The organism is Microcoleus sp. S13_C3 (assembly GCF_036700905.1).
Taxonomy (GTDB): domain Bacteria; phylum Cyanobacteriota; class Cyanobacteriia; order Cyanobacteriales; family Microcoleaceae; genus Microcoleus.
Window position 1 is genome coordinate 91,735 of the sequence record NZ_JAUBPT010000003.1, and the last position, 26,796, is coordinate 118,530.

Sequence of the window (26,796 nt, forward strand, 5' to 3'; positions counted from 1 at the left end):
TTCTCTCCCTCGCCCTAATTCCCACACCCAATTTACTCGCTACTCTCCCGCTAAGCCCAGGGATCGCCTGACTTGAAACCACGCGCTTCTCAGCTTCCAAAACTTGCTGGTTTCCATTGCCAAAATCCGACACTTCGCTTGCTCTAGTTCTTGCTTGAGATTAATTAGCTGATTTTCTTTTTTCTCCAACTGTGTTTGCACAGATACTAACTGATTTTGAGTTTGCTCCAATTGCGTTTGAGCAGAAACTAATTTAGTTTGAGTGTCTTGCAACTCCGTTTGAGTAATCATTAACTTACTTTGACTTTGCTCCCCTTCTATCCTAGCCGACTCTAACTGAGTCTCAAGTAATTTGAGTTTAGTCTGAGTAGAACACAATAAAGACTGGGATTGTCTTTGGTTAATCAGCGAGTTAACAGTGCAAGTTTCCAGAATCCATTCACCACCGTAGTTATTGATTGCTTTGACGATTAACACATCCTGTGGCGTCACAGTATTTTTGGGTACATAACAGTTCCAACCCGATTGCAAAATCGCATCTTTTTGAAAATATGCAGCCACATCCGGGCGATCGTAAAAAGGCTCGCACCTCTGCACAACCTCACCGTTTACCAGCACTTGCACCTCCTCAATTCGCCCGTCGAGATTCACATCAGCGGCCCATCCTTCCAAATATAAACTACCTTTACTCGTAAAAGCAGCCACATCAATATATCCTCCCGGCTGGTGATTAAATTCCAACTCCGAAAAATCTCTCACTAGCTGATTTGTGACAACATACAAATCCTGAAACCTGCAGATGCCTTTTTTGAGGCGGTGAACAAAAGCTTTGCCTCCGCTAACTTCCTCAACAATTTCTCTCACAAACTTTTCTGTTACATAAGTTGTGCCGTATTCCTCCTTATCTAAAGACTGACTTTCGCTTTGGGGACTAAACAAAATACCGTTGGCAGGCATTTCTATGTGAGACGGCAGCAAACACTGATCGTGAACGCTGAACATCAAAATGCCGTTAGGAGTCAACAAATCATACAAATTTTGGAGCCAACTGGTAAAAGTCCTTTCCGGCATATGGCTGAAAAAAGAATTAGCCAGAATGCAGTCAAACTTGCGGTCAATTAAATAATTTTCTGGTTTTCCCGTCGAGACAATACCGCTGACGCCCAAGTATTCAGTTTGAAACTTGACCGCGTTAGAATAAATATCAGAAACCCAAATTTTTTCCGGCGGCATTTCCTGAATCAAATACCGCGTAAATCGACCGTAACCGCAGGCAAAATCTAGAAAAGACGGTACATTTTCAAAACTGCCAAAATGCCATTCCACAACTTGTTTAACCGTAGCCAGGACGCTGCGCCCGAGCGCATAATAGCGCACCAAAGCCTGATCGCGATCGTCTTTGACGTTGTTCAAGCTGAACAAATACATTTCATCGTCTTCGCAAATATTCAATTTAAAATTTTCGGGAAACTTAGCTTGATCTTGAATAAATGCTTTGATTACGGGATTTTCGACTAAATCTAAATTGCTATCGCTCATTGTTTTTACAGAATTTTAGATAACCTCTGTTGACTGCTCTTGCACTAGAGAATCAGCATTAACAACAGTTAAACACGGTTCGATCAGCAAGTCAACGATACCGTTACCGCAGGACTCAGTACAAGACTGAACCCTAAACATCGCCACATCAACGCAGCGATCCAGATAAGTTAAATCTCCATCTACCGTTCCCACAACCCCAGCATTCAGAAAATAAACACCGGGATTCAGCAAACATTTAAACTGAAACTTCACTACAATTGTCGTTCCAGCTTCCACATACCTAACTGACTGAGTAGAAGCCTTCAAAGAAGCACCCGCCAACTCAAAACCGCTAATCGTTTTAATCAACATTCCAAACCTAACTTTGGAAGTTGACCGCGAGAAAGTGACCGAGTAAGTGTAAATATAATCTTGACGGCCGATCAAGTGATTTACCACATTTCCCTTCAGCGTCTCGATGTGGGGGTTGATAATTTCCGCTCCGCGAGACGGATACCTTACCGTATTCGACGGTATCATCCCCGGATCGTAAAATTCATCGTAATATTCCTTGGGTTTGGAGAGATGTTGCTCCGGTTTAACTTCCCTCTTTGTGCTTTCTAAATTAGCATCCTGAAGGTGGTCTTGACTTTCCTGTTTTGTCAGTTGGTTCAGAGCTCGAATATCTGACTTCAACCCCAAAACCTGATCCGGATCGGCATAAATCAGCTTTTGATACTTAGAAATTACCACCTTCGGCGTGTGAGCGAGCAGCAATTCCCCGCTATCCATTAAAATGGCCGACGTACAAAGTTGCACCACAGAAGTAGCAGCGTGAGAAACAAATAAAATTGTTCCGCCACCTTCCTGAATGCTTTGCAAGCGGGCAAAACACTTGCGTTGAAAAGCTTCGTCGCCCACCGAAAGCGCTTCGTCTACCACCAAAATATCTGGCTCGACGCTAGTCGCAACCGCAAAAGCTAGCCTGACAAACATACCGCTAGAATAAGTTTTGACTGGCTGTTCGATGAAATCGCCAATATCAGCAAAAGCAGCGATATCGTCAAACTTTTCTTCAGTTTCTTTTTGATTGAATCCCAGTAACTGAGCGTTAAAAAACACATTTTGTCGCCCAGTAAATTCCGGGTTAAACCCGCTTCCGAGTTCCAACAAAGCGGAGACTCGCCCTTTAACATCCACGCTTCCTGCGGTAGGCGTCAGCGTCCCCACAATTATTTGCAGGAGAGTGCTTTTCCCCGAACCGTTGCGACCGACAATTCCCAGAGTTTGTCCTTGAGGAATTTCCAGATTGATGTCGTGCAGGGCCCAAAATTCGTCAGCCAGTTTTTTGCTGGGATAAATAATTTCCTTTAAGCGGTCTCCGGGACGATCGTACCGCTTAAAGCATTTGGAAACATTTTTTAGTGAAATTACATTTTCTGTCATCCGATTTTAGATTTTAGATTTTAGATTTTAGATTTTAGATTTTAGATTTTAGATTGACTTTACAGCATATTCGGTGGTTCATAAAGTACATTAGCAGCTCTATTGTGTGGTGTTAATCTGTAGGGTGCGTCGCTGCGAGATATTGGATAAAACTTGCAGATTGACGGGTGGCGACGCACCTTACACGGGCTAGAAAATTGTGTGTACTACATATACATAGAATATGCTGTATATCTCAAATAAATTTACAGCACGTCAGCAAAAGCGGGACGCAAACGCCGATAAACCGCCAAACCTCCACAAAATATAGCAGCAGAAATTAGCGTGGCGACACCCCATTCGCCCCAATGCTTAACTTCTCCCAGCAGTATGAGGTCTCGATAAACCTCCGAGATGGCGGCCATTGGATTCAGCCAAAATATCCACACTCGCCACTCTTGGGGGATGATGGATGCTGGGTAGACGATCGGCGTCAAATAAAACCAAAAATTTAGAATAACACCTAATGTCTGAGGAATGTCTCGCAAAAATACAGTCAAGCCCGCTGTCAAATATCCCAAACCCGCTGTTATTAGCAACTGAGGCACCCACACCAACGGCAGTAAGCATAAAGTAGCGTTGAGCTTTTGCGACGACACTGCTACTATCACAATCAAAGCTGCTAAACCCAGAGAACTTTCAAGAAAAGCTGTAAAAATCGGCACTAGGGGCAGTAAACCGAGAGGAAATACCACTTTTTTGACTAAATTCGGCTGCCCCACCACCGATACTGCCGACTTGATCAAACCGCTGGTGAAGGCAGTCCAAGGCAGCAAACCTGCAAACAACCAGACTCCAAATGTAATGTCGCTGTTTTCTGGGAAGCCTGTAAGGCTGAGCTTTACCTTGAGGACGATCGAAAATACGTATGTGTAAATCACCAATTGCGATAGCTGATTCAGCAGCGGCCACAAATTGCCCAGAATCGAGCCTTTGTATTGAGCTTCCAAGTCCCGGCGCACCAAGGTTGCCAGCAGATTCAGATTCGCCCACCGCCGTTCGCGTGTACTTGTCGGCAGCCGGCCGCCCAGCCTTCGGGCCTTTTGGGCAACTCCTTTCACAGTTCTCTGCAATTTTTTCGCCCTCGTTCACTAGCTTCACACCTAAATCAACTCAAGCTACAATTGTGCAGCTTTTGCTAAACCGCAATTATTCCACAGCCCCGTCGTTTTGATCAAGGATCTGCCACCCTGGCTTCGGCTTCTTCCTTCTTTCTTCTTTCCCCTTCCTTCGGAGGTTATTTTAGCCGATCGCCGATCGAACTGCCGAACCCATCGCTAGTTTTTGCTCGTCGTCGTAGCCCCACCGCCGGAAAAATTTTTCATACTCGCCGTTGGCACTGTGCAAACTTTCTAGCATTTGCGACGCTATAGTTTGACAGGCTGGCATTTGCAGGATTTGAATTAAATTGCGCGATCGCTCCTGCACTCTAGCAGAACCGGCCGCCATTTCCTCCTTTTGCTGGCGCGAATGATGTACAACCATTGCCGCCGACATCGCCAAATTTTTCACCAGCAGTTCTGCTACGATCTCAGGAGCCGATCGCAGCGCCTCGACTACTCCGGGTGACGGGTGATCTGCCTCCGGTCGATCGTCCGTTAGATAGGTGACAAAAAACCCCCTAGCACCGTTCTGTGTTTTCACCAGAGATGTAACAGCTTGCTGGATGTCGGCTTGTAAAAGTCGATTAGCCTCCATGAACGACAGTAAAGATTGAGTCAGCTCGATCGCCCCCTCAAAAGTTATGCTTTCCGATGCTAATAAAGAAGATGGAATACTCATAACGAGCTCAATAATTTTAAAGATTCTGCTAACAATTGTAAACACTTCCCGCTGCCCGAACGCAGATAAATATGGCTATTATATCCTCCAAACAACAGCCCCCCGACCCAAATCTACCTGAAGACATAGCCCCGGCTCGTCGCAAAAAAGCCGCCAAACCCCAGGCGGAATCTTTGCTAGAATCGCAAGAACTACCCGACGAAATCAACAGCAAACAAGACGACAAAATCCGGCCCCAGCGGCTAGCTGAATACATCGGGCAAAAAGACTTAAGAGAAGTTTTGGCGATCGCAATTGCAGCAGCCAAATCTCGCGGCGAACCTATGGATCACCTGTTATTATACGGGCCTCCAGGGTTGGGAAAAACCACAATGTCGCTAATTCTAGCAGCAGAAATGGAAGTTGAATGCAAAATCACCACCGCCCCAGCCTTAGAAAAACCGCGAGATATTGTCGGATTGCTGATCAACCTCAAAGCAGGCGACGTGCTGTTTATCGACGAAATTCACCGCTTATCTAAAGTTACAGAAGAAATCCTCTATCCGGCGATGGAAGACTGTCGGTTAGATATTACGATCGGTCAAGGAAAAACCGCCAAAATCCGCAGCATTCCCCTGAAACCCTTTACCTTAGTAGGAGCAACCACAAAAGTCGGATCGCTGACATCTCCATTGCGCGATCGCTTCGGCTTGATCCAAAGATTGCGCTACTACGAAATAGACGAACTTAGTCTAATTGTCCAAAGAACCGCCCAAGTTCTCGACACTCAAATCACCCCAGAAGGAGCCACAGAAATTGCCCGCCGAGCTCGCGGAACCCCCCGGATCGCTAACCGTTTGCTGCGGCGAGTTAGGGACTACAGCGAAGTCAAAAATTTAAAGCCAATTGATGCCGAAGTTGCCTCACTCGCCCTGGAATTATTCAACGTCGATCCGCTAGGTTTAGATTGGACAGATCGGCGGATTTTGACAGCAATGATTGAGAACTTTAACGGCGGCCCAGTGGGCTTAGAAACCCTCGCAGCTTCTACAGGAGAAGATACTCAAACCATTGAGGATGTATACGAACCGTACTTAATGCAAATCGGATTTTTGCAGCGGACAAATCGGGGCAGAATGGTAACTCTTGCTGCTAGAAAACATTTGGGTTTTATGGAATAAAAAAGGGAACCTCGGCATTGGTTATTGGTCATATCAATTCCGGTTGCACCGGAATTATAGTTGAGTGTTGAGTGTTGAGTGTTGACTGTTGAGTGTTGACTGTTGACTGTTGAGTGTTGAGTGTTGACTGTTGACTGTTGACTGTTGAGTGTTGACTGTTGACTGTTGACTGTTGACTGTTGACTGTTGAGTGTTGACTGTTGACTGTTGAGTGTTGACTGTTGAGTGTTGACTGTTGAGTGTTGACTGTTGAGTGTTGACTGTTGACTGTTGACTGTTGACTAATGACTAATAACCAATGACTAATGACTAATGACTAATGACTAATGACTAATAACCAATGACTAATGACTAATGACTAATGACTAATGACTAATGACTAATGACTAATGACTAATAACTGCTAATGTAAATTATTTTTCCATCTTTTTGACATCCGTAAAATCAGCTTTTAAATCATGGGAAGCCAGCGACCAATTCCGCAATACTTTTTCTCGCTCAGCCGTAATTTTTAGAGCGGTTTCCCAAGTAAAAGTAAAAGAATGAAAAGAATCCGCATCAATTCTATCTTCATCCAAATCCACAATAACTTGCTTAAAAATCTCAAATAACTCTTCTTGCAACCGATCTATTTCCTCAAAAGTTCCGGCTTGGCGGCTTCTTTGAATCAAATTTAGAATAAGCAAATTAAACTTGTCAGCTCGATTTTTTTGTTGCTGCAAAAAGCGCGCTCGCAACTGCCAAAGCCAAGAAACAAAAAGAGTAACAAACGAAAAAGACAAACCGATAACATTGGAATTTGCTGCAAAAAAATTCGGCTTTTCGCGATCGTAATAAGCCTGAGCGCCCTCATGTACTGGCAAAGCCAAACCGCCGCTTTCCGACGGCTGACTCATCATGGCCGCCAAAGAATTAGCAGCTACCAAATTGCGGCGGTGCTCGAACAAAATCCGCGTAATTTCCTTAACTATTACCGGATCGACATCCTTGCGAACCAACAAAGTAGCCTGCACCTCAACGCTAGGCAAATCCACATCTGGTACTGCTGGAGCGGCCTTGTAAGTACCCTTAGGAATCAAGTCAGCTTGCAGATAAGGCAACTTAATTTTCATCGCCGCCGCTTGGTCGATGGGAACCAACTTGCCCGGCGTATTTTGCAGCAAATCTCTAACCAAATCGTTCCCCAGAGGTAGCACCCGAAAAATAGCATCAGCCTCGCCACTAGCAAACAACTTAGTAGCCTCAGTCCAAGAGCCAGCAGTATACTGAAAATCGCTTGGTTTCAAACCGTAATGTTTGCTGACAAACCAAAAAGAACTATAAGAACCGCTGCCTTGAGCCATCAGCGCAATATGTTTTCCTTTTAAATCAGAAACGCTTTGAATTCCCGACTGTTCCGAAACAATTAAATGAAAAACTTCCTTAAACAAAGAAGCAATTACCCGCGCTTGGGGCACAGAAGCCGTATCGTTCTGGACAATAGCTAACTGAGCCTCATTTGCCTCAAGCCGGCGCATATTTTCCTCAGAGCCTTCAGTCTCAACAACTTTAATCCGCAGACGCGGATTTTGTTGAATAACTACCTCAGCAATTCCTTGTCCGAAAGGATAATAAAAGCCTGTCTTGGTTCCCGTCGCCAGCGTTAATTCATAAACTCGCTGCTTGTCTTGGTGCAGAGTCCAGCCAAAAAATCCAATCAGGACAACGCTTACTAGAGCAACGGGAAGCAGAAATTTATTTTGCATAGAGGTTGAGACTCGATCAATAATGGCAAAATCAAAAGTATTCTAGTTAAAAATGAAAATAGGACTCGGAAAATTCGACGCGCCAGATTGTGGAGGAGCCAATAGCCAATTCCCTGTTTGGCCGATGCTTTTAGACCCCATCCGATGGGGGATTTCCCATAGGGAATTTTAGATTAAGATTACCACTCAATCTAACAATACTCCGGACAGTCTTTGGAACGATACTACAAGCTTACGCGGGGCAAGGAGCATAAAAAAGTCGAATTAAATGTAAGTCAGGGGTGGAGCTGACATTGATTTAATTATCCACAGGGGCTGCGAAGTCTAGCGAGCATAAGCTATTGGGCTATATAAAAACTGTCCGGACTATTGAATCTAAAATCTACAATCTAAAATCTAAAATTGTCCGATGCTTTTAGGCCCAATTCCCAATTCCCAGTTCCCAATTCCCAATTCCCAATTCCCAATTCCCAATTCCCAATTCCCAATTCCCAATTCCCAATTCCCATGTTACTATAGCAATCCTCGCATCATTTGCATAATTATTGTAGGGGCAATCCCACGCCCGGTTGCCCGATAGATAGGGGGTAGGCAAAGAAAGGGACTACCCCTACAAATTTATCTGAATCATTTAGGATTGCTATAATGACTTATAACTCCTCTTATCAATTAAGTAGGGTGTGCACGGGGAACCTTACCGCTATAAGTAGTGTGAAACCACTTTTTGCGTCCAGGAATCAACTCATAACCAATAACCAATAACTAATAACTGCTAATGTAAATTATTTTTCCATCTTTTTGACATCCGTAAAATCAGCTTTTAAATCATGGGAAACCAGCGACAAATTACGCAATGCTTTTTCTCTATCAGTCGCAATCTTTAGCGCTGTTTCCCAAGTGAAAGTAAAAGAATGAAAAGAATCCGCATCAATTCTATCTTCATCCAAATCCGCCATAACTTGCTTAAAAATCTCAAATAACTCTTCTTGCAACCGATCTATTTCCTCAAAAGTTCCGGCTTGGCGGCTTCTTTGAATCAAATTTAGAATAATCAAATTAAACTTGTCAGCTCGATTTTTTTGTTGATGCAAAAAGCGCGCTCGCAACTGCAAAAGCCAAGAAACAAAAAGAGTAACAAACGAAAAAGACAAGCCGATAACATCGGAATTTGCTGCAAAAAAATCCGGCTTTTCGCGATCGTAATAAGCCTGAGCGCCCTCATGTACGGGCAAAGCCAAACCGCCGCTTTCCGACGGCTGACTAATCATGGCCGCCAAAGAATTAGTAGCTACCAAATTGCGGCGGTACTCGAACAAAATCCGCGTAATTTCCTTAACTATTACCGGATCGACATCCTTGCGAACCAACAGAGTTGCCTCCACCCCAACGGTAGGCAAATCCACATCTGGTACTGCCGGGTCGCCCTTGTAAGTACCCTTAGGAATCAAGTCAGCTTGCAGATAAGGCCACTTAATTTTCATCGCCGCCGCTTGGTCGATGGGAACCAACTTGCCCGGCGTATTTTGCAGCAAATCGCTAACCAAATCGCTCCCCAGAGGTACCACCCAAAAAATAGCATCAACCTCGCCGCTAGCAAACAACTTAGTAGTCTCTGCCCAAGAGCCAGGAGTAAACTGAAAATCGCTTGGTTTCAAACCGTAATGTTTGCTGACTAACCAAAAAGAACTGTAAGAAGTGCTGCCTTTAGCCCTCAGCGCAATATGTTTTCCTTTTAAATCAGAAACACTTTCAATTCCCGACTGTTCCGAAACAATTAAATGAAAAGCTTCCTTAAACAAAGAAGCAATTACCCGCGCTTGGGGTACAGCAGCCGTATCGTTCAGGGCAATAGCTAACTGGGCCTCATTTGCCTCAAGCCGGCGCATATTTTCCTCAGCGCCTTCAGTCTCAACAACTTTAATCCGCAGGCGCGGATTTTGTTGCATAACTACCTCAGCAATTGCTTGTCCGAAAGGATAATAATAGCCTGTCTTGTTTCCCGTCGCCAGGGTTAATTCATAGACTCGCTGCTTGTCTTGGTGCAGAGCCCAGCCAAAAAATCCAATCAGGACAACGCTTAATAGAGCAACGGGAAGCAGAAATTTATTTGGCATAGAGGTTGAGACTCGCTCAATAATGGCAAAATCAAAAGTATTCTAGTTAAAAATGAAAATAGGACTCGGAAAATTCGACGCGCCCGATAGTGGAAGATCCAATACCCAATACCCCATTCCCAATGCGCGATGCCCAATGCTCTGTTTGGCCAATGCTCTGTTTGGCCAATTCCCTATTCCCTATTCCCTATTCCCCATGTTACTATCCCTCAGAATAGAAAACTTTGCTCTAATTGACTGCCTGGATCTAGAATTTGGCCCGAGTTTGAACGTATTTACAGGGGAAACCGGCGCTGGTAAATCGATTATCCTAGATGCGATCGATGCAGTTTTGGGCGGGAAAGTCGATCGCCGATCGATTCGCACCGGAGCAGCGCGGGCAATATTGGAAGCTACCTTTGAATTGGACAAAGCCGCAGCTTTGTGGCTGGGCGAGCAAGAAATCGAACCCATAGACGGAAATTTAGCCGTTTGCAGCCGGGAAATTAACACATCGAGCGGTGTTCTACGCACCAGATCCCGCTTGAACGGAATTCTCGTCAACCGCCAGTTAATGGATCAACTGCGCGATCGACTTGTGGAAATTACCGCCCAAGGCCAAACCGTCCACCTCGGACAAGAAACCCTCCAGCGAGAATGGCTCGACTTATACGGCGGCAAAAAGCTCACTGAAGCGCGATCGATCATCGCCGCCGCGTGGCTGGGAGCCAACAACGCCAAAACCGCCCTCAAACGCAGGCGTCAGTCGGAACAGCAGCGACTGCAAAGACTTGATTTGTTAGAATACCAAGTCCGAGAACTCGGTGAAGCCCACATCGAAAACGCCGACGAACTCGAACACCTAGAACACGAATCAATCCGGCTAGGCCACGTCGTCGAATTGCAGCAGCAGAGTTACCAAGTCCACCAAGCCCTGTACCAAAACGATGGCGACAGCGCATCAGCCGCCGACTTGTTGAGCAAAGCCGAAGTAATTTTAAGCGACATGGCGGTTTACGATGTGCAGTTGCAACCAATCCTAGAAATGGTCAGCGATGCTTTAGCCCAAGCCACAGAAGCCAGCCGGCAAATTAGCAGCTACGGCGAACAATTAGAAGCAGATCCCGAAAGACTCGAAGAAGTAGAAGATCGGATTCGCGAACTCAAACAAATTTGTCGCAAATACGGGCCGCTCAAAGAAGCGATCGACTACTACCACAGCATTCAAAACGAACTAAATGAACTTTTAGAAGGAGGCGAGTCAATGGAAGCCTTAGAACTCGCATATCAGACTGCTTTAGAGCAATTAAAAGACGCTTGCAACCACCTCACCACCCTGCGACGCGAAGCAGCCCTCAAACTAGAAACACACCTCGTAGGAGAACTTAAGCCGTTAGCAATGGAAAAAGTGCAGTTTCAAGTCGAAATCTCGCCTTGTACCCCAACCGCTACCGGTGCAGACCAAATCGCCTTTTGTTTCAGCCCCAATCCGGGCGAACCTTTGCAACCTCTGGGGGCGATCGCCTCCGGGGGAGAAATGAGCCGCTTTCTGCTGGCCATCAAAGCCTGTTTTTCCCAAATAGAAAGTGCCGGTACGTTGATTTTTGACGAAATCGACGCCGGAGTCTCCGGGAGAGTCGCCGGGGCGATCGCCAAAAAACTCTACCAACTTTCCGACAAACACCAAGTTCTCTGCGTCACCCACCAGCCGCTGATCGCCGCGATGGCTGATTTTCATTTTCGCGTCAACAAACAGACGATCGAAGCAGAACCAAGTATCGGCGAAGCTGCAGCCGACTCCGAACCAGTCGAACGCACAGTAGTCAGAGTTGCCGCCCTCAACAGTGACCAGCGGCGGGAAGAACTCGCCCAACTCGCCAGCGGCCGCTCAGCAACAGAAGCCATTGCCTTCGCCGAATCCCTGCTTGTCGAAGCCGCTGGATTGCGCCAAACTCAGTCCGCCAAACCCTGATCAGACCCTCAAGCCGATCGGGGGGTTAAAAGGCGGAGTTTTTTCAGAGTCGGAGGTTACACTAAAAATGTCAACCGCAAATTTTACAAAAAAAAGGTGAAAACCCCGTGAATTTAGTGGGCTGAAAGCTAAGAACAGCAAAATAGAGAGAAATTCTAGTTAAAAACCACAATTGTGTAGAGAAGGGCACACATCACTAGCAACAGGTAGTGTCACAATTGCGGCTAGTCCCACCAGGCCACCCCTCTTTCATCAGTCCTCCCGCCAGTACGCATTCATGTTACGGTGGGCGATCGGCTCAAAGATAGGTAGAACTTACTTAAACCAGGCACGCACAATGTCAAAATCAGTTAATAAACCATGTGACATACTCCCGACGCTGATGCTACGCATACAGCGCGGGCTTCCCAAGATCGCTCTTGGGTATTTCTGCCCCACGCCACTTATCTAGGTCATAGACCCCCGATAGCCCGACTTGGCAGACCGTTTCCTTTCCCCAGAGTCCCTGGGTACTTATATTCTCTAGTCCACGACTCAAGACCATTTCTGCTGCTGCATGATCTCTATGTGTTTGATACCCACACTCAGGACAATGATGCTCTCTTACACTCAAGTCTTTCTTGACAGTGGCAAAACAAGCTGGACAGGTTTGGCTGGTTCCATTTGGGTTGACCTTAGCAAAGTACACCCCACGCTTCCAGCACACCCATTCAGCCAAAGAGAGAAACTGTCCAAATGCAGCATCAACACAATCTTTACGCAACATCCCTCTAGTCAACCCTTTGACATTGAGGTCTTCGGCAAAAATAGTTTGAGCTTGATCGCAGAGTTTATGAGCCGTTTTGAGGTGAAAATCCTTTCGACGGTTTGCAATTCGATTGTGCATTCTGGCAACTTCGATTTGCGCCTTCTCCCAGTTTTTAGAACGCTTCTGTTTCTTAGAGGCTGTGCGTTGCAGCAATTTCAGCTTGCCTTGCATAGACCGAAAGAACTTTGGACGTTCCTGGAAGCTGCCATCCGAAGCGGTCAAGAATCGCTCCAATCCCAAGTCAATTCCAATGGCTCGACCATAAACGGGGGCATCTGGGATAGATACGCTCGATTCAATCGTGACCACGACATACCATTGTGTTCCTCGAACCTTGGACAATACCCGAACCTGCTTCACCACAAATCCATCTGGAATTGGACGGTGCAGGTTGATCCGAATCGCCCCAATCTTAGGCAGCTTGATGAAATTGCTTTCAATTGGGTTGACTTTGAATTGAGGGAACACAAACGATTTGAATTGACCAAACTTCTTGAAGCGGGGAAATCCAAGTCCACGCTTTTGAAAAGCTTCCCAAGTGTCATGCAGTCTGCGAATCGTAGTTTGCAACACCTGAGAATGAACCTCACCCAAGCGGGGAATCAACTTTTTTGCTTTGGGCAGGTTGTTTTGCTGTCGGTGATAGGACGGGAACGGCTCAGATGCACTGATAATGTATTCCCGTTCCAAAGAACACCGATCAATTATGCACTTACGTGAAGCAAGCCAGTCTTTGAGTTCGCGCAGAGCATAGTTATATACGCCTCGGCACGTCTCAGCCCATTCAAGCAGCTCAGTCTCTTGAATGGCATCTGGATAGATTCGGTAAGTGTAATTCATGGTCAACATCGCGATATTCTACCACGAACAGAGCGCGGTAAATGGTTGTTTCGGGGGCATCGAACCCCACTCAACAAGCGGCGAGACGACCTGTTACCCGACGCTGAAGGGAGTACCGTGGAGCGAGTGGGACTTATGTTCTCGCGCTCTTATTAGTTAAACAAGATTCGCGATCTCTAAAAAGATTGCAGCATTCCCACAGCCTCGTTATTCGCCCACCCTCCGTTCAGCAGCAAGGCCAACTGAATTTCCCTTGCCTTGTGGTCGGAGTTCTGTAAACTGGGAAATACTTTCACACATAATTGAGTTTTGTGCGACAGGTGACTCACTAATCAACTTCCCCACTCTCTTCGCTTAGAGACTAACCCTTACACTTAAGCTTCTGTAAAGGTCTATGAAATCTGCATCTTCCACCAATTACTCTTCTCTGGACAACGTGATTGATGTCGCTGTTGTCGGCGGTGAAAATCATCATCAGGAACATTATTCTCCCCCGGAAATTAGGAGCAGTGCAATTATCCCGCGCCAAGGAAACCTCTCTGGCATTCTCGACCTTCTAAATAAGCAAAGTTTCACAGTAGTAGTTAAGGAAGTAGAAGACAAACTTAAGGTTGTCAATCAAACCTTGGGAATGCTCGACAATATCCTGGAGAGCGAGGGATTTGACGCCATACTCAACGAGATGTTGCAGTCGATTACCCTCAAAACAGGGGAATTGCTGAATGCCGATCGCAGCACGATATTTTTATTAGACGACGAAAAAAATGAACTCTGGGCGATCGTCGCTAAAGACGAAAATGGCAAAAACCTAGAAATCCGAGTTCCGGCCCACGTGGGTATTGCAGGAGAAGTAGCCACGTTCCAAAAAGTGGTTAATATCCCTTACGATTTTTACAACGACGAACGATCTGCTAACGCCAAAAAAACTGATGAAAAAACGGGCTACCGCACTTATACAATGCTGGCAATGCCCCTGATTAATGAAGATACAAAAGAGTTAGTAGCAGTTGTTCAACTGATTAATAAACTAAGACCAAATCACGAAAAATACCCGACTTTAGACGAACAAATCGATCGGCACGGATTTACTAAAGAAGACGAACAAGTTTTTAAAGAATTTGCTCCCTCGATTCGCCTAATTCTAGAATCGTCCAAATCTTTCTACGCAGCAACTCAGAGACAACGAGCAGCAACGGCGCTGATGAACGCCGTCAACGCTCTTTCTCAGAGCAGTTTAGACTTAGAAGATACCCTAAAAAGGGTGATGGATCAGGCCCAAGAACTCATGAATGCCGATCGCAGCACCCTGTGGCTAATCGATGAAGATAAAGACGAACTGTGGACGAAAATCCCGATGGGTGGCAACTTGAAAGAAATTCGCATACCCAGAACCGCCGGTTTTGCAGGCATCGTCGCCCAATCTAGCGAACCACTGCTGATTCCCTTTGACGTGTACGACGACCCCCGCGCCGCCACTTCCAAAGAAGTCGATCAAAAGTCGGGCTACCGCACTTGTAGTATGCTTTGTATGCCAGTCTTTAACTCGGACAAAAAATTGATTGGCGTCACCCAATTAGTTAATAAAAAACGACAAGGAGAATTCCCGCCCTACAACCCGGAAGATTGGCCTCACGCCCCCGATCAGTGGAAAGCGAGTTTCAATCGCAACGACATGGAATTTATGAAGGCGTTTAACATCCAAGCAGGAGTGGCGCTGCAAAACGCCAAACTGTTTGCAGAAGTCAAACAGCAAGAACAAAGACAAAAAGATATGCTGCACGCCTTGACTAACGGCGTGATTTCTACTGATAAAAAAGGCAATATAGTAGCGACCAATCCCAGTGCCAAAAAATTACTGGGTGTCAGCGATGCCGAATTAGCCGAAGGTCAATCTTTGCGCGAGTTGATTAAGTTAGAAAAAGGCGATTTTGCCAAATGGTTTGATGCGTCTTTGTCTCCCGAAGACGATAACGACCGCCAGCAGTATTACCCAGATCAAGTTTTACTCTCCTTGGAAGGAGAAGGGCAGAGTATCAATCTCTCGATTAATTCAATGACTGACGCTACCGACCCCAACAAGGTCAACGGCGCGTTAGTCGTCATGGAAGATATTAGCAGCGCCAAGCAAATCAAAAACTTGATGTACCGTTACATGACTCCCGAAGTAGCCGAAGCTTTGTTAGCTTCAGGGGATACTGGATTGGGCGGTAAGCGCAAAAACGTTTCGGTGCTGTTCTCAGACATTCGCAGCTATACCACACTTACGGAAAAATTGCAAGCCGAAGAAGTGGTAGTGATGCTGAATAAATATTTTGAAGTGATGGTAGATGTCGTATTCGAGTACGGAGGGACTCTCGACAAATACATCGGCGACGCTCTGATGGCAGTTTTTGGCTCTCCAGCGCCCCTAGAGGATCATGCTTGGTGCGCCATGCAAACGGCGGTGAAAATGCGGGAAAAACTGGCAGAGTTCAATCGAGATCGCGTGGCAAATGGCGAACTGCCGATCGGCATTGGTATGGGCGTGCATTCCGATGAAGTTGTCAGCGGCAACATCGGTAGTAGCAAACGCATGGAATTGACTTCGATCGGAGACGGTGTAAACCTTGCCTCTCGCTTAGAAGGCGCTAGCAAGCAGTACGGCACCGACTTGATCATCAGCGACAATACTTACAGAGATTATGCCGATCGGCTGTACGTGCGAGAACTCGACTTTATTACTGTCAAAGGCAAAAGCGAACCCGTAATCGTTTACGAACTCGTCGGCATCCGCGAGGGATACTCGCCAGTGGGCAAGTCACTAACCGAAACACAGCAACAAATTATAGAACATTACACGAAGGGGCGCGAACATTACAAAACTCCCGTTAGCCAAAGACTTTCAGAAAGTGAGGTGAAAAACATCTTAAAGGATGTCGCCGAAATGCCGGAGGCAGAGATTAAGAAACTCTCCTACAATTTAGAGCAACAGTTGGAACACGAACTCAGGAACCTGTTATATCAACTGAAAAAGCTGTCAGAGTACGACCCGAAAAACCTGTCCGAAGCAGACAAACTCATCGTACTGTTGCAGCCAGAAATCCAACTGCTGAAATTGGAAGGAATCAAAAACCTCTCGGAAGACGAAGCCAAAGTGCTGCTGCAAGCAAAAATCAAGCCCCTATCAGCAGACGATATTAAATACTTGCAAGAAGGCGAAGTCAAAAAGCTCTTGGAAGCAGACATCTTAGAACCATCAAATCCTCAAATCAAGCGGCTGAAACCAGGAGAGATCAGGCAGCTATTGCAGGCGAAAATTAAAAGTCGGGCCTGCGAGACAGTTGCAGAAATGTTAGATGAGGAATTTGAAAACCTGGGACTCGATCGGGTGAAAAAACTGCTGAGCGAGTTTAAGAAAGCCTTAGAACCCAAAGCCAAGCAAGCTTTTACAGACGCCAAACGCGAATTTAACGCCGTTCTGGAAATTGACCCGAAAAACAAGGCAGCTAAATTGCACGTCGATCGCTGTATGTTATTTCAGCATAGTTTTTCAGACGTACTCAACTGGGATGGTGTGTGGAATCTCACAGAAAAATAGCAGTAGCCCACAGCAAATGCTGGCGGTGGCGTCAGGGTTCGGGGTGGGGGCGATCGCGATCGGGGGTGCGCCTCCCATCCCACCACCAATTAACCTTAATCTCCTATTGAGGTAATTGTAAATAAGCTCCAACAGGTATTATGGTTATCAGGAAGATGGGTTTAAAACCCCATCCTTTTAGGACGGCTTTAATTTCTTAAATCCATTCTTAAAAATCAGGAAATTCCTAGTATTTGTGGTATGCTACAATAGTCAAGGTTAAACTCGCAACGCCCTCGTGAAACAGGGACTCAGACACACTTTTAGGCGTTAACCGGGGGACAAAGAGCGGCGAAAACTCGCCATACAGCTAGAGGCTTAATACAGTCTCACCACCAGAAAAATAAACAATTTACTTTTGTTAGGTAGGGTAGGGCATACCCAAACTCTAGGTCAATATCCTAGTACGCTTTTGGAGATAGGCCCTAGGCGGGTGACTGCGAATCAGACTCCTTAATTGGTAGGATTTCTACGGTTAAAAGGTTTGAGTATTGCCGTAAGGACGCAACACTTAAAGGTCAGTCGCTGAATTAAGAATCCCCATCCTTTAGGTTGGGGAGTGCCAAATAACCGGATTTCAATTTGCCAGCGAGATGCCGGGGGTTTCGCCCTAGGTGTTTCGATCGCACTACCTACCGCAACAAACTTAGCACTTCTATTATTTGAAGCGCTTAAAAATAGTTATGACTGGCGGCAGCGTTACCCAGTTTCTGAGAAAAATCTTGGAGAAAGGTGACGAAACATCCGCTCAAAAACCGGGTTTCTCACCCCACCTGCGTAAGTCTTAATAGCGTTAGCGGCTCCTAAAAAGAGCTTCCTTCGCAGATAGTCAATGTTCTAGTCTTAGATATAGAAAACCACTAGCGTCAGTTATGAATAATTGGAATTCGCAATCGGGAGATGTTGAGTGGGTAGATCAGGTTTACCAACTATTGCTGGAGATTGCTCGGAGCTCCCTGTCAGATATCCCCAGAATCCCGGAAAATATCACTGTTAAGGCTATCCCTCTGATCCAGAAGGTACAAAGCATTCAACAAAGACCTGACGGGCAAGTGTTCAAATCCGGTTCCTTTTCAGTAAACGATCACGAATGGGTCGATCGAGTCTGTCAACTATTGGTAGAACTAACCAGCGCGTCTTTGTCCGAACAGCCCAAAATGCCGGAAAACCTGGCAGGCAGATCTTTAGCCCTCGCCGATCGAGCACAAAAAATTAAAGAAGACATCGAAGAAAATGCAGCCCAAACCCCAGCAGATGAAGATGACAATTCTTTAGAGTCTCCAGAGGCGCTGCTTTCCCTTTTGCACCACAGTTTGAAAGCTCAGCGCGCCAAAAGCTACAACCCCGATGCCCCCGAATGGCAGCAAGTCTTGAGCCTGCTCGACGTAGTGCAGTCAATTTACAAGCAAATCCAAAATTAAATTCAAGCTTCACTCAGGGGCGTCTTGATTGTGCGAGATCGATCGCTCTTAAAGGCAGTTGCTCTTTGACATAAAAATTTTTTTGCCCTAGCCCGAACATTTGCGATTATTCCACTTTTGTCAACTACACTAGGTTTAATCGGTTCTAGGGCAAGAGAACATGAGCGGAGAAAACATCGGCGATTTGTCAAAAGAAATATTAGCCGATCGCTATCAGTGCGATCGGCGGCTCGGCAAGCAAGCAGGAAGGCAAACCTTACTCGCCCGCGACTTAAAAACCCAACAGCAAGTAGTAGTCAAACTCCTGTCATTCAGCAGCGACTTTAACTGGGAAGACTTAAAACTCTTCGAGCGAGAAGTCGAAACCTTAAAATCCCTATCCCATCCCGCAATTCCCCGATATCTCGACTCCTTTGAAATCGACACCCCCAACCGCAAAGGATTCGCCCTAGTTCAGACTTACATCGCAGCCAAATCCCTACAAGAATATCTTTCAGACGGCCGCACCTTCAGCGAAAGCGAAGTCAAACAATTAGCCACAGCATTATTAGACATCCTCGCCTACCTGCACCAGCGACAGCCCCCCGTCATTCACCGCGACATTAAACCCAGCAATATTTTACTCAAGAATCGATCGGGAAACAGCGTCGGCGAAGTTTACCTAGTCGATTTTGGTGCAGTTCAAACCCTAGCCACGCAACAGGGAAAAACAGTCACCGTTGTCGGAACTTATGGCTATATGCCGCCCGAACAATTTGGCGGGAGAGCAGTTCCCGCTTCCGACTTGTACAGCTTGGGAGCAACATTAATCGCCTTAATTACCAAGCAGCATCCAGCCGATTTACCGCAGCAAGATTTGCAGCTTGAATTCGAGCAATTCACCCAACTGAGTCCCGGTTTTACCAATTGGCTGAAGTGGATGACGCATCCCAGTTTAGAATGCCGTCCCGCCTCAGTCCAAATAGCCAAAGAAGTTCTAGAAAAACCACAGCAAATAAATAAATATTCCCAGACATTGAGACTGGGAAAAACGCTAGATACCTCTAGGTTGTTCAAGAATGCGATCGGGCGCAGCACTTGGATGGGCACTCTAGGTGTAGGAGCTTGTGCAGCAATTTACGGAACCTTTATTTTTCCGGTAGTGGCGACAATTTTAGGAGGATTTATCGGTCTTTTTCTCGGCTTGCTGCTGGGGTTGGGGAACGGAATAATCGTAGGAATTGTGACGCGCTTGTGGTTCTTTCCCCTAACTAATCCCAAACTTCACCGACAGGTTTTAACTGCAATTAGTATTGTACTCTGTACCTCGATAAGCATCGTCTACTTTCGGATAATGGATTGGAATAAGCTAAACGATTTGAGTTTTGAGATTATTTTCGTGCTAGCACCGTCGCTAATTGCAGGACTGTCAATGGGGGCAAGTAGCAAGTCTATTGCCCGGTGGTATCAAAAAGAAAGTGGACTGTAATCTAAAATTTACAGTTCTGGACGCACTCCGACTCCTAGAAACCGCGTTTTTACGAAAAGACGCGTTAGAACCGCCAGACTCGCTAAAAAACCCGGTTTCTGAACCCCGACGTTCCCCTCACACTCAAATTCATGTAAAAAAATATGACTAGCAAAATATTAGCAGAACGCTACGAAGTGCAGCGGCAACTAGGAAAACAAACTGGTCGCCAAACGCTGCTGGCTCGTGACTTACAAACTCACGAATTAGTTGTTATCAAACAGCTATTCCTCGGCAGCGATTTTGAATGGCAAGACCTCAAGCTATTTGAACGGGAAGCGGAAACTTTAAAAGCACTTTCTCACCCAGCAATTCCGCGCTACCTCGATTACCTGGAAATTGACGAACTAAACAGTAAAAGCTTTGCGCTGGTACAGACTTATGTAGAGGGAAAAACTTTGCAAGAGCATTTGCGATCGGGGCGTACTTTTAGCGAAAGCGAGGTGAAAGAATTAGCTAAATCGCTGTTAGCAATTTTGAATTATTTGCACGAGCAAAATCAGCCTGTTATTCACCGCGATATTAAACCTAGCAATATTTTACTGCATAGCAGATCAGGTAACTCGGTTGGACAAGTTTATTTAGTTGATTTCGGTTCGGTGCAGAACCAAGCTGCAAAATTTGGCGGCACAATTACAGTAGTGGGAACTTACGGGTATATGGCACCCGAACAATTTGGCGGGCGCTCGGTTCCGGCTTCTGACCTCTACGGTTTAGGTGCAACTTTAATTTATTTGGTAACGGGTTTGCATCCCACCGAACTGTCGCAGCAGGATTTGAAAATTCAATTTGCCGATCGGGTACCGCAGGTCAATCCTAATTTAATAGATTGGCTGGAGTGGATGACAGAACCAAGTTTGTCCAAACGGTTATCTTCGGCTAGGGAAGCATGGCGAGGGCTTAAAAATCCCCACCTTATCAACAAAAGTCCTATGGTGGTGCTGCAGCCACAAGGCAGCGATATTAAACTTACAAAAAATTCGGAGTTTATAGAAATTGTAATTCCGCCACCAGGCATCGGTTTTGGTTTAATTGCCACGCTTTCGGCTGTGGTATCTGCGAGTCCTGTCTCATTTATAGCAAGGGATATGTTGAGCGATGCGTTAAAGATAAATCCCCAATTTTTTATAATAATATCAGGAAGTTTGTTATGTATGGCAGGACTAAAGTTGATATTTGCACTATTTAGGGAAAGGCGCCTCAGAATCGATCGCCAGCAAATCTCCTGTAGCAGCCATCTACTGGGGTTGAGATGGAATCATGCCAAGCCATCTCCCAGAAACGAGATTTGCCAGTTGGAAATTCAACAACGTGAATATAGAAACAGCGGTATTGGTGTAAAAGTTATAAAAGTTATAAAAGTTATGATTTTTGCTTTTTCAATCCCTAGAGAGTTATATCAAGCGGCATCATTACTTATGCAGAAGGGCCACTCGGAAGTGAGATTAGGGAAAGTCTATCAGATGATAGTTCAAGCAGGCAAACACAAATATCAGTTAGGAGAGAAGGAGGGACTAAGTGAATCAGAAATCAAGTGGTTAGCAACAGAACTGAGCCAGTGGTTGGGTTTGAAAATTAAAATAATTTTGACAGACGGTAAACAGAATAAATGGTTCTGAACATATCTCCCTAGCCCAAGCAAAGCATTCCCCTCTCAAACTGTGGGATGGGCGTCCCGCCCGTCCCCTCTCTATTGTGTGGGATGGGCGTCTCGCCCGAAAGCGTGTATTCCCCCAGCCGGCGACACACTCCCCCGCTTTCGGTCAATCTCATGCAGCCGAAAGGCCCGATCGCCCGTAAAATGCTATCAAAGGGATTTGGCAAGTAGCACTCATCCCAATCATCTGTTAACTTGGAGATATTGTTGTGGACTTATCGCTAATTCCGGCACAGCCGAAACCAGGACTGCTCAACGTCCTCATCGAAATTACCGCCGGTAGCAAAAACAAGTACGAATTTGATAAAGACTTACAAGCCTTTGCTCTCGATCGGGTGCTTTCTTCCTCAGTCCAATATCCGTGCGACTACGGCTTCATACCCAATACCTTAGCCGATGATGGCGACCCCCTCGACGGCATGGTCATGATGGATGAGCCCACATTTCCAGGGTGCATAATCGCAGCCCGTCCGATCGGAATGCTGGAAATGATCGACGGAGGCGACAGGGACGAAAAACTTTTGTGCGTTCCCGACAAAGACCCCCGCTATGCTCACTATAAGTCCCTCAAAGACGTAGCCCCCCACCGCCTGGACGAAATAGCCGAATTTTTTAGAACCTACAAAAATTTGGAGAAAAAAGTCACGGAAATTCTGGGTTGGCAAGATGTCGATCAAGTCATGCCCTTAGTGGAAAAGTGCATCGCAGCCGATCGCAAATAAGTCCCTAGCCCGCACTCCTCGACTGCAACCCGACTAAAAACTCAGAGGGCCCAACTCAAGGCGATGCTGCACGTCAGGCGATGCAGTCGAGGAACGGGTAGCTAGAAGGTCAAATCCTTCGTCAATGCCGAGTCACCGGAACGGCATTCCTGAAAACCCCGCCCCGGCCCCAATCTTGAAAAAAATACTACTCCTAGAGTAAGATTAAGCGCAAATTCTACCCCTGGAAAATGCGTTCTACGTTTGAGGAAATTTAACCCTAACAACTCTGGTTCGGCGCTATCTTAATCTCAGAATAGAGAACACGATCAACAGCCCGCAGGGTGGAAAAATAATCTCTCAAGCGACATCTCCTACACCAACCGGTACGGTTTAGGCTTGTAATAGCCCAAGTGTGCGGCACTCGAATGGTTTCCCGATCAAGCGCTTTATTATAGTACAGATTGCTAAAAACTAAAAAGTAAAAACTAAGATTTCAACTCCCAAGTTCCTGCCGCCAAAACTAAAAAAAATGCCAGATTCCGCACCCTCTCTAGCCAATCCACAGCCCTCCGATCGCAAAGCCACTATGGAAAATAGTCCTTTGACCGAGTTTGTCGTTCAGTTTTGGGGCGTGCGGGGCAGCATAGCCACCCCCGGCACCAAAACACTGCGCTACGGAGGCAACACCTCCTGTGTAGAAATGCGCTTGGGCAAAAAACGCCTGATTTTTGACGGTGGTACGGGCCTGCGAGTTCTAGGCCTCAATCTGCTGCGGCAAATGCCGGTGGAAGCCCATATGTTTTTTAGTCATACTCACTGGGATCACATTCAAGGGTTTCCGTTCTTTACTCCCGCCTTTATCCCAGGGAACTGCTTTCACATTTACGGTGCGATCGCCCCCAACGGCACTACAATCAAACACCGTCTTGCCGACCAAATGGTGCACCCCAATTTTCCCGTCCCCATCCAAGTCATGCAATCAGACCTCAAATTCAACGATTTGACGCCTGGGGATATTCTCGAACTCGACGATGTGAAAATAGAAACGGCACTGCTCAACCATCCCAACACCGCGATCGGATATCGAGTCACCTGGGAGGGACACACAGCCGTCTACTGCACCGATACAGAACATTTTCCCGATCGCCTGGACGACAACGTGTTACACCTCGCTCGCAACGCCGACGTGCTGATTTACGACGCCAACTACACCAACCAAGAGTATTACGACTTCAAAACCCCGAAAGTTGGCTGGGGACACTCGACTTGGCAAGCAGGAGTAGAAATAGCGAAAGCTGCTGGAGTCAAAAAAATCGTGATGTTTCACCACGATCCAGGCCACGACGACAATTTTCTCGATGGCGTAGAAGCAGAGGTGCAGGCAGTTTTCGCCAATAGCTGCTTAGCCCGCGAAGGCATGAGCATACCAGTAATTTAACCAAAAATAAATTCAGAATTATGAAACAGGAAAAACCCCGCAAACGTCGCAGAGTAGGCTTGCGGGGGCTTTACTCAACGTTGCTATTGTTGATAATTATCTGCTGTACCTGCGGCGGATGGGTTGCAGCTCAGACTGCCTATTCTCGCACTCCGGCGCGACTTGCTCAGGTGTCTTCGATCGAGGATACTGGTACGGTCGATCGCATCCCGGAACGCTACCAACTCGGACAGCAACTGTACCTAGAAAACTGCGCCACCTGTCACATCGCTTTACCGCCGCAAGTATTACCTACAGAAACCTGGCGCCGGTTGCTGCAAGATCCCCAACACTACGGACAAACCATCAAACTGCTAGTAGACCCGCCCCGCCTGCTAGTCTGGAACTACCTGCAAACTTTTTCCCGTCCCCAAGCCAAAGACGAAGAACTCGCCTATCGAGTCGCCAGTTCTCGCTATTTCAAAGCACTGCACCCCAAAGTCAAAATGTCACAACCCGCAAATATCAGCAGTTGCGTTACTTGTCACCCCGGCGCATCTCAATACAATTTCCGCAAGCTTACCGCCGAGTGGGAAAACTCTCCGTAGGGAATGCAGGAATTATCCACAAACTATTGAGTAGGGAGGTTATGCGAGCTGATTGGATCGTGGGTGTATCGCGCTAAGGCGGATGAAGAGATTTTAGGCCCACGGAAAGTCATTGTAATTATGTCATTCTGAGCGGAATTTACTTGCAGAGCGTAGTGTCAATCTCGACTCAAAAAAATTAAGATTTTCCCATATCTATGCTGCAACCCACCATTTGATCATATTCATAAGCTGTTACGCATTTAAACGACTAACGAACCAGGTAAGGTGCGTCAGAAGCGAACACTTACAGTTACAAGGGAAACGCTTATGTACGCTCCGCACCCTACAATCGTCCTTTAAATGTCGAACAGCTTAATCTCAACTCTCCCTAAATTTAGGACACACTTCAAACGCCAACTGTGAACGATAAAAACAGACATCAAACTCCATAAAAAAGTTTAACTGGCCTAAAATAATAGGCGGATCGTTAGATTTAGCCCAAGCAAAAGCCAAACGAACAGGTGGAAAATCGCTAATTTGTCCCACCACAGCTAAACCCCTTGCTTCCACTGGCGCAAGATTACCTGCTAACGGAATTGAAAGCGTTTGCTCCTCCCAAACAGCTCCCAACGCTAAACCAACATGGTACGGTAAAACATTAAGACTCGATCCCGTATCCAACAAACCCAAAGTCTCCGAAATACAATCCCGATAGCTTAAAGTTATGGGTACACAGGGAAAATAATTAGTTTCTCCTGCTTGATTCCTTCGTTCGATAAAAGAAAATCGTTTAGAATATCGCATTTTATTTCGTTTCTTCTTGTTCTAATAAGCTCATTAATTTCTGAGCAGCATCACCATAATCATAAGGCGACCAAACACGATAACCCGCGCCATTATCCAATGGCTTTAACATTTCTTCTTTCGCCAATTCAGCCATTAAAAATTGCATCATTTGAAACTTCTCGGCAGGGGATAACTGCCGAAGTTGGTCTAATAATTCAAGATTTGACATAAAACGCCATTGAATTCATTTTTCTATCTTACCACGACCTTGAGGTTTAAACCACTCCAAAACATCACTGTCTATGCGTAAGGTGAGTTGAGCTTTAGTCTGAGGGTTGGGCAAACCTCGCCGAACTACTGCTAAGCGCAAACATTTTAGGCGTAATTTCAGGGCAATCAGATAAATCAATATCTCGATCGCTTATGGCATCGAGGCGTTGCCAGTCAGTTTGAGATTTGCTCGAAGTAAATTCGTTGTTCATATTTGGTTGCTGTAAAACACCAACTAAACAGGCAAAAATAGTTCGTAAAAACTAATTTCAATCTCTGGAAAAGCTAGCATTCTAATCACAGCATTATCTGCAACAATTATCTCAGATTGATAGCCTCCCGGTGCAGGATTCCGGTAAATATATGCCTCGCGGGCCGCTACATCTAATATCCAATATTCAGCGATATTTGCTCTCGCATAAATCGGGGCTTTTTCCCGGCGGTCAATTGGTAAGGTCGAATAGGAAACTTCAATTAACAGCAAGATTTCGCTAGGATTTGGGTGATGGTCGCGATAATCTCCCGGATCGATACCAACAATAGCTATATCGGGTTCCGGTTCCGAAGTTGCTAAAGTAATTGACAACTGCACGCGAATAGCTGCTAAATCTCTTAGCAGGTGTTGTAGATATCGATCGCTGCGTTGGGTTGTAGCAGCATGGGGTGGAGTTTGTGCGCTCATTTCAACAATTCTCCCATCTAGCAATTCAATCTTATTACCTTCAGTGAGAATGCCAGCTTCAATCATGCGGTGATATTCTTCAACTGTCCAGATTTTTTCTCTTGTTGCTGTCATAATCTTTGCCTGCAAAAGCTTACTGAATATTATATCAATTGCGAATTCAATCAAAAAACACTGATTTGTCCGGCGTTGGTCGAGCACCCTTTTGAAAGCGTTCCCAAGACTGTTTTAATTGAGCAGGATCTGGATATTCGCGATCGTAAACCACCAGGACATTCGTCAAATTCCGTCCCGGCGGCAATAAAATCTGCCCTTGATGAGCCAAACCCACGGAAGCACCACCGTCCAAATTCATCGCTTCAAAACAGCCGTAGCACGGGCGAGGGCGGGACGCCATCGCTTGCACAACTTTAGCTTCTGCTTCCAAAGACAAACTATCAAAAAAAGTTACCAAAAATAACTTATCTCTCGAAGCCGGAAAGCCGATCGCCGTTATCGAGCCCACGCCCACAACATGAGAATCTTTAAAACCTTCCGATAAAGGAGACAGCCAAACTTTCTCCCCTTTAACCAATCTCGGCCCGCAAGTCAAAGAAAACCAATATTGACTCCAATCCGGCTTACCCTCATCAATAACTGCTACACAAATACTAGACAAGTCTCGACATTTGCTTCTTACTTCATCGGGAGCATGGGAGCGGTTATCCCTCAGTAAGCTTTCACGGTTTAGCCAACCGCGA

23 protein-coding genes are annotated in these 26,796 nt (G+C 46.0%); 9 read left to right on the forward strand and 14 right to left on the reverse strand.

Translation table 11 applies throughout. From position 1 onward, the window contains the following. Nucleotides 1-39: 39 nt before the first annotated feature. From QUA16_RS01810 to QUA16_RS01825, 4 genes are all read right to left on the reverse strand, one after another. Nucleotides 40-1,539: a methyltransferase gene (locus tag QUA16_RS01810; protein WP_333101587.1), complete on the reverse strand. Its 1,500-nt coding sequence runs from the start codon at nucleotides 1,537-1,539 to the stop codon at nucleotides 40-42. A gap of 15 nt (nucleotides 1,540-1,554) precedes the next feature. Further along, nucleotides 1,555-2,967 carry an ABC transporter ATP-binding protein gene (locus QUA16_RS01815; RefSeq protein ID WP_333101586.1) on the reverse strand — a complete coding sequence of 471 codons (1,413 nt, stop codon included), beginning with the start codon at nucleotides 2,965-2,967 and terminating at the stop codon, nucleotides 1,555-1,557. Nucleotides 2,968-3,212: 245 nt separating this feature from the next. Beyond that, on the reverse strand, nucleotides 3,213-4,067 hold the full coding sequence (locus QUA16_RS01820; protein WP_445252181.1) for an ABC transporter permease: 855 nt from the start codon (nucleotides 4,065-4,067) through the stop codon (nucleotides 3,213-3,215). Between the two features lie 181 nt (nucleotides 4,068-4,248). Beyond that, complete coding sequence (locus tag QUA16_RS01825; RefSeq protein WP_333101585.1) at nucleotides 4,249-4,788, reverse strand: hypothetical protein; 540 nt, start codon at nucleotides 4,786-4,788, stop codon at nucleotides 4,249-4,251. Nucleotides 4,789-4,859: 71 nt separating this feature from the next. On the opposite strand from QUA16_RS01825, the gene ruvB reads away from it, so the two are divergent. Continuing rightward, on the forward strand, nucleotides 4,860-5,948 hold the full coding sequence (ruvB, locus tag QUA16_RS01830) for a Holliday junction branch migration DNA helicase RuvB (RefSeq protein ID WP_333101584.1): 1,089 nt from the start codon (nucleotides 4,860-4,862) through the stop codon (nucleotides 5,946-5,948). Between the two features lie 413 nt (nucleotides 5,949-6,361). Here ruvB and QUA16_RS01835 read toward each other — a convergent pair whose 3' ends face one another. The 3 genes from QUA16_RS01835 to QUA16_RS01845 all read right to left on the reverse strand — a co-directional run bounded on the left by QUA16_RS01835 (nucleotide 6,362) and on the right by QUA16_RS01845 (nucleotide 9,807). Further along, the gene (locus QUA16_RS01835) at nucleotides 6,362-7,693 is read right to left on the reverse strand and encodes a TAXI family TRAP transporter solute-binding subunit (protein ID WP_333101583.1); all 1,332 of its coding nucleotides are present in this window, start codon (nucleotides 7,691-7,693) and stop codon (nucleotides 6,362-6,364) included. Nucleotides 7,694-8,108: 415 nt separating this feature from the next. Further along, nucleotides 8,109-8,288, reverse strand: a complete 180-nt coding sequence (locus QUA16_RS01840) for a hypothetical protein (RefSeq protein ID WP_333101582.1) — start codon at nucleotides 8,286-8,288, stop codon at nucleotides 8,109-8,111. A gap of 187 nt (nucleotides 8,289-8,475) precedes the next feature. Further along, the gene (locus QUA16_RS01845) at nucleotides 8,476-9,807 is read right to left on the reverse strand and encodes a TAXI family TRAP transporter solute-binding subunit (RefSeq protein ID WP_333101581.1); all 1,332 of its coding nucleotides are present in this window, start codon (nucleotides 9,805-9,807) and stop codon (nucleotides 8,476-8,478) included. Between the two features lie 196 nt (nucleotides 9,808-10,003). Between QUA16_RS01845 and recN the strand changes: the two genes are divergently transcribed. Next, on the forward strand, nucleotides 10,004-11,758 hold the full coding sequence (gene recN, locus QUA16_RS01850) for a DNA repair protein RecN (RefSeq protein ID WP_333101580.1): 1,755 nt from the start codon (nucleotides 10,004-10,006) through the stop codon (nucleotides 11,756-11,758). Between the two features lie 385 nt (nucleotides 11,759-12,143). On the opposite strand, the gene QUA16_RS01855 is transcribed toward recN, so the two are convergent. Then, nucleotides 12,144-13,406, reverse strand: coding sequence for a transposase (locus tag QUA16_RS01855; RefSeq protein ID WP_333101578.1), 1,263 nt, complete (start codon nucleotides 13,404-13,406; stop codon nucleotides 12,144-12,146). A gap of 394 nt (nucleotides 13,407-13,800) precedes the next feature. Here QUA16_RS01855 and QUA16_RS01860 point away from each other — a divergent pair, with 394 nt between their 5' ends. The 7 genes from QUA16_RS01860 (at nucleotide 13,801) to QUA16_RS01890 (ending at nucleotide 24,336) form a co-directional block, all read left to right on the forward strand. After that, a complete protein-coding gene (locus QUA16_RS01860; protein ID WP_333101577.1) occupies nucleotides 13,801-16,983 on the forward strand; it encodes a GAF domain-containing protein in 3,183 nt (1,060 codons plus the stop codon). Between the two features lie 911 nt (nucleotides 16,984-17,894). Continuing rightward, entirely contained in the window at nucleotides 17,895-18,443 is a 549-nt protein-coding gene (locus tag QUA16_RS01865) for an inorganic pyrophosphatase (RefSeq protein WP_333101576.1), read from the forward strand. Nucleotides 18,444-18,603: 160 nt separating this feature from the next. After that, nucleotides 18,604-19,911: a serine/threonine-protein kinase gene (locus QUA16_RS01870; RefSeq protein ID WP_333101575.1), complete on the forward strand. Its 1,308-nt coding sequence runs from the start codon at nucleotides 18,604-18,606 to the stop codon at nucleotides 19,909-19,911. Between the two features lie 143 nt (nucleotides 19,912-20,054). Beyond that, nucleotides 20,055-21,569: a serine/threonine-protein kinase gene (locus tag QUA16_RS01875; RefSeq protein ID WP_333101574.1), complete on the forward strand. Its 1,515-nt coding sequence runs from the start codon at nucleotides 20,055-20,057 to the stop codon at nucleotides 21,567-21,569. Nucleotides 21,570-21,816: 247 nt separating this feature from the next. Next, nucleotides 21,817-22,329: an inorganic diphosphatase gene (locus tag QUA16_RS01880; protein ID WP_006634582.1), complete on the forward strand. Its 513-nt coding sequence runs from the start codon at nucleotides 21,817-21,819 to the stop codon at nucleotides 22,327-22,329. Between the two features lie 511 nt (nucleotides 22,330-22,840). Next, entirely contained in the window at nucleotides 22,841-23,749 is a 909-nt protein-coding gene (locus QUA16_RS01885; RefSeq protein WP_333101573.1) for an MBL fold metallo-hydrolase, read from the forward strand. Nucleotides 23,750-23,769: 20 nt separating this feature from the next. Next, nucleotides 23,770-24,336 carry a diheme cytochrome C gene (locus QUA16_RS01890; protein ID WP_333101572.1) on the forward strand — a complete coding sequence of 189 codons (567 nt, stop codon included), beginning with the start codon at nucleotides 23,770-23,772 and terminating at the stop codon, nucleotides 24,334-24,336. Between the two features lie 360 nt (nucleotides 24,337-24,696). On the opposite strand, the gene QUA16_RS01895 is transcribed toward QUA16_RS01890, so the two are convergent. The 6 genes from QUA16_RS01895 to QUA16_RS01920 form a co-directional block, all read right to left on the reverse strand. Beyond that, nucleotides 24,697-25,122, reverse strand: coding sequence for a hypothetical protein (locus QUA16_RS01895; protein ID WP_333101571.1), 426 nt, complete (start codon nucleotides 25,120-25,122; stop codon nucleotides 24,697-24,699). A gap of 1 nt (nucleotide 25,123) precedes the next feature. After that, nucleotides 25,124-25,333 (reverse strand): hypothetical protein, encoded by a 210-nt coding sequence (locus QUA16_RS01900; protein WP_333101570.1) that lies wholly within the window; start codon nucleotides 25,331-25,333, stop codon nucleotides 25,124-25,126. 15 nt (nucleotides 25,334-25,348) lie between these two features. Beyond that, complete coding sequence (locus tag QUA16_RS01905) at nucleotides 25,349-25,474, reverse strand: BrnA antitoxin family protein (RefSeq protein WP_333141330.1); 126 nt, start codon at nucleotides 25,472-25,474, stop codon at nucleotides 25,349-25,351. Next, complete coding sequence (locus QUA16_RS01910; protein WP_333101679.1) at nucleotides 25,428-25,586, reverse strand: hypothetical protein; 159 nt, start codon at nucleotides 25,584-25,586, stop codon at nucleotides 25,428-25,430. Before QUA16_RS01910 ends, QUA16_RS01905 begins: the two co-directional genes overlap by 47 nt. A 23-nt stretch (nucleotides 25,587-25,609) precedes the next feature. Next, on the reverse strand, nucleotides 25,610-26,170 hold the full coding sequence (locus QUA16_RS01915; RefSeq protein ID WP_333101569.1) for a Uma2 family endonuclease: 561 nt from the start codon (nucleotides 26,168-26,170) through the stop codon (nucleotides 25,610-25,612). A gap of 46 nt (nucleotides 26,171-26,216) precedes the next feature. Further along, nucleotides 26,217-26,796: phosphodiester glycosidase family protein (locus tag QUA16_RS01920; protein WP_333180987.1), on the reverse strand; the 580-nt coding region annotated here is incomplete at its 5' end.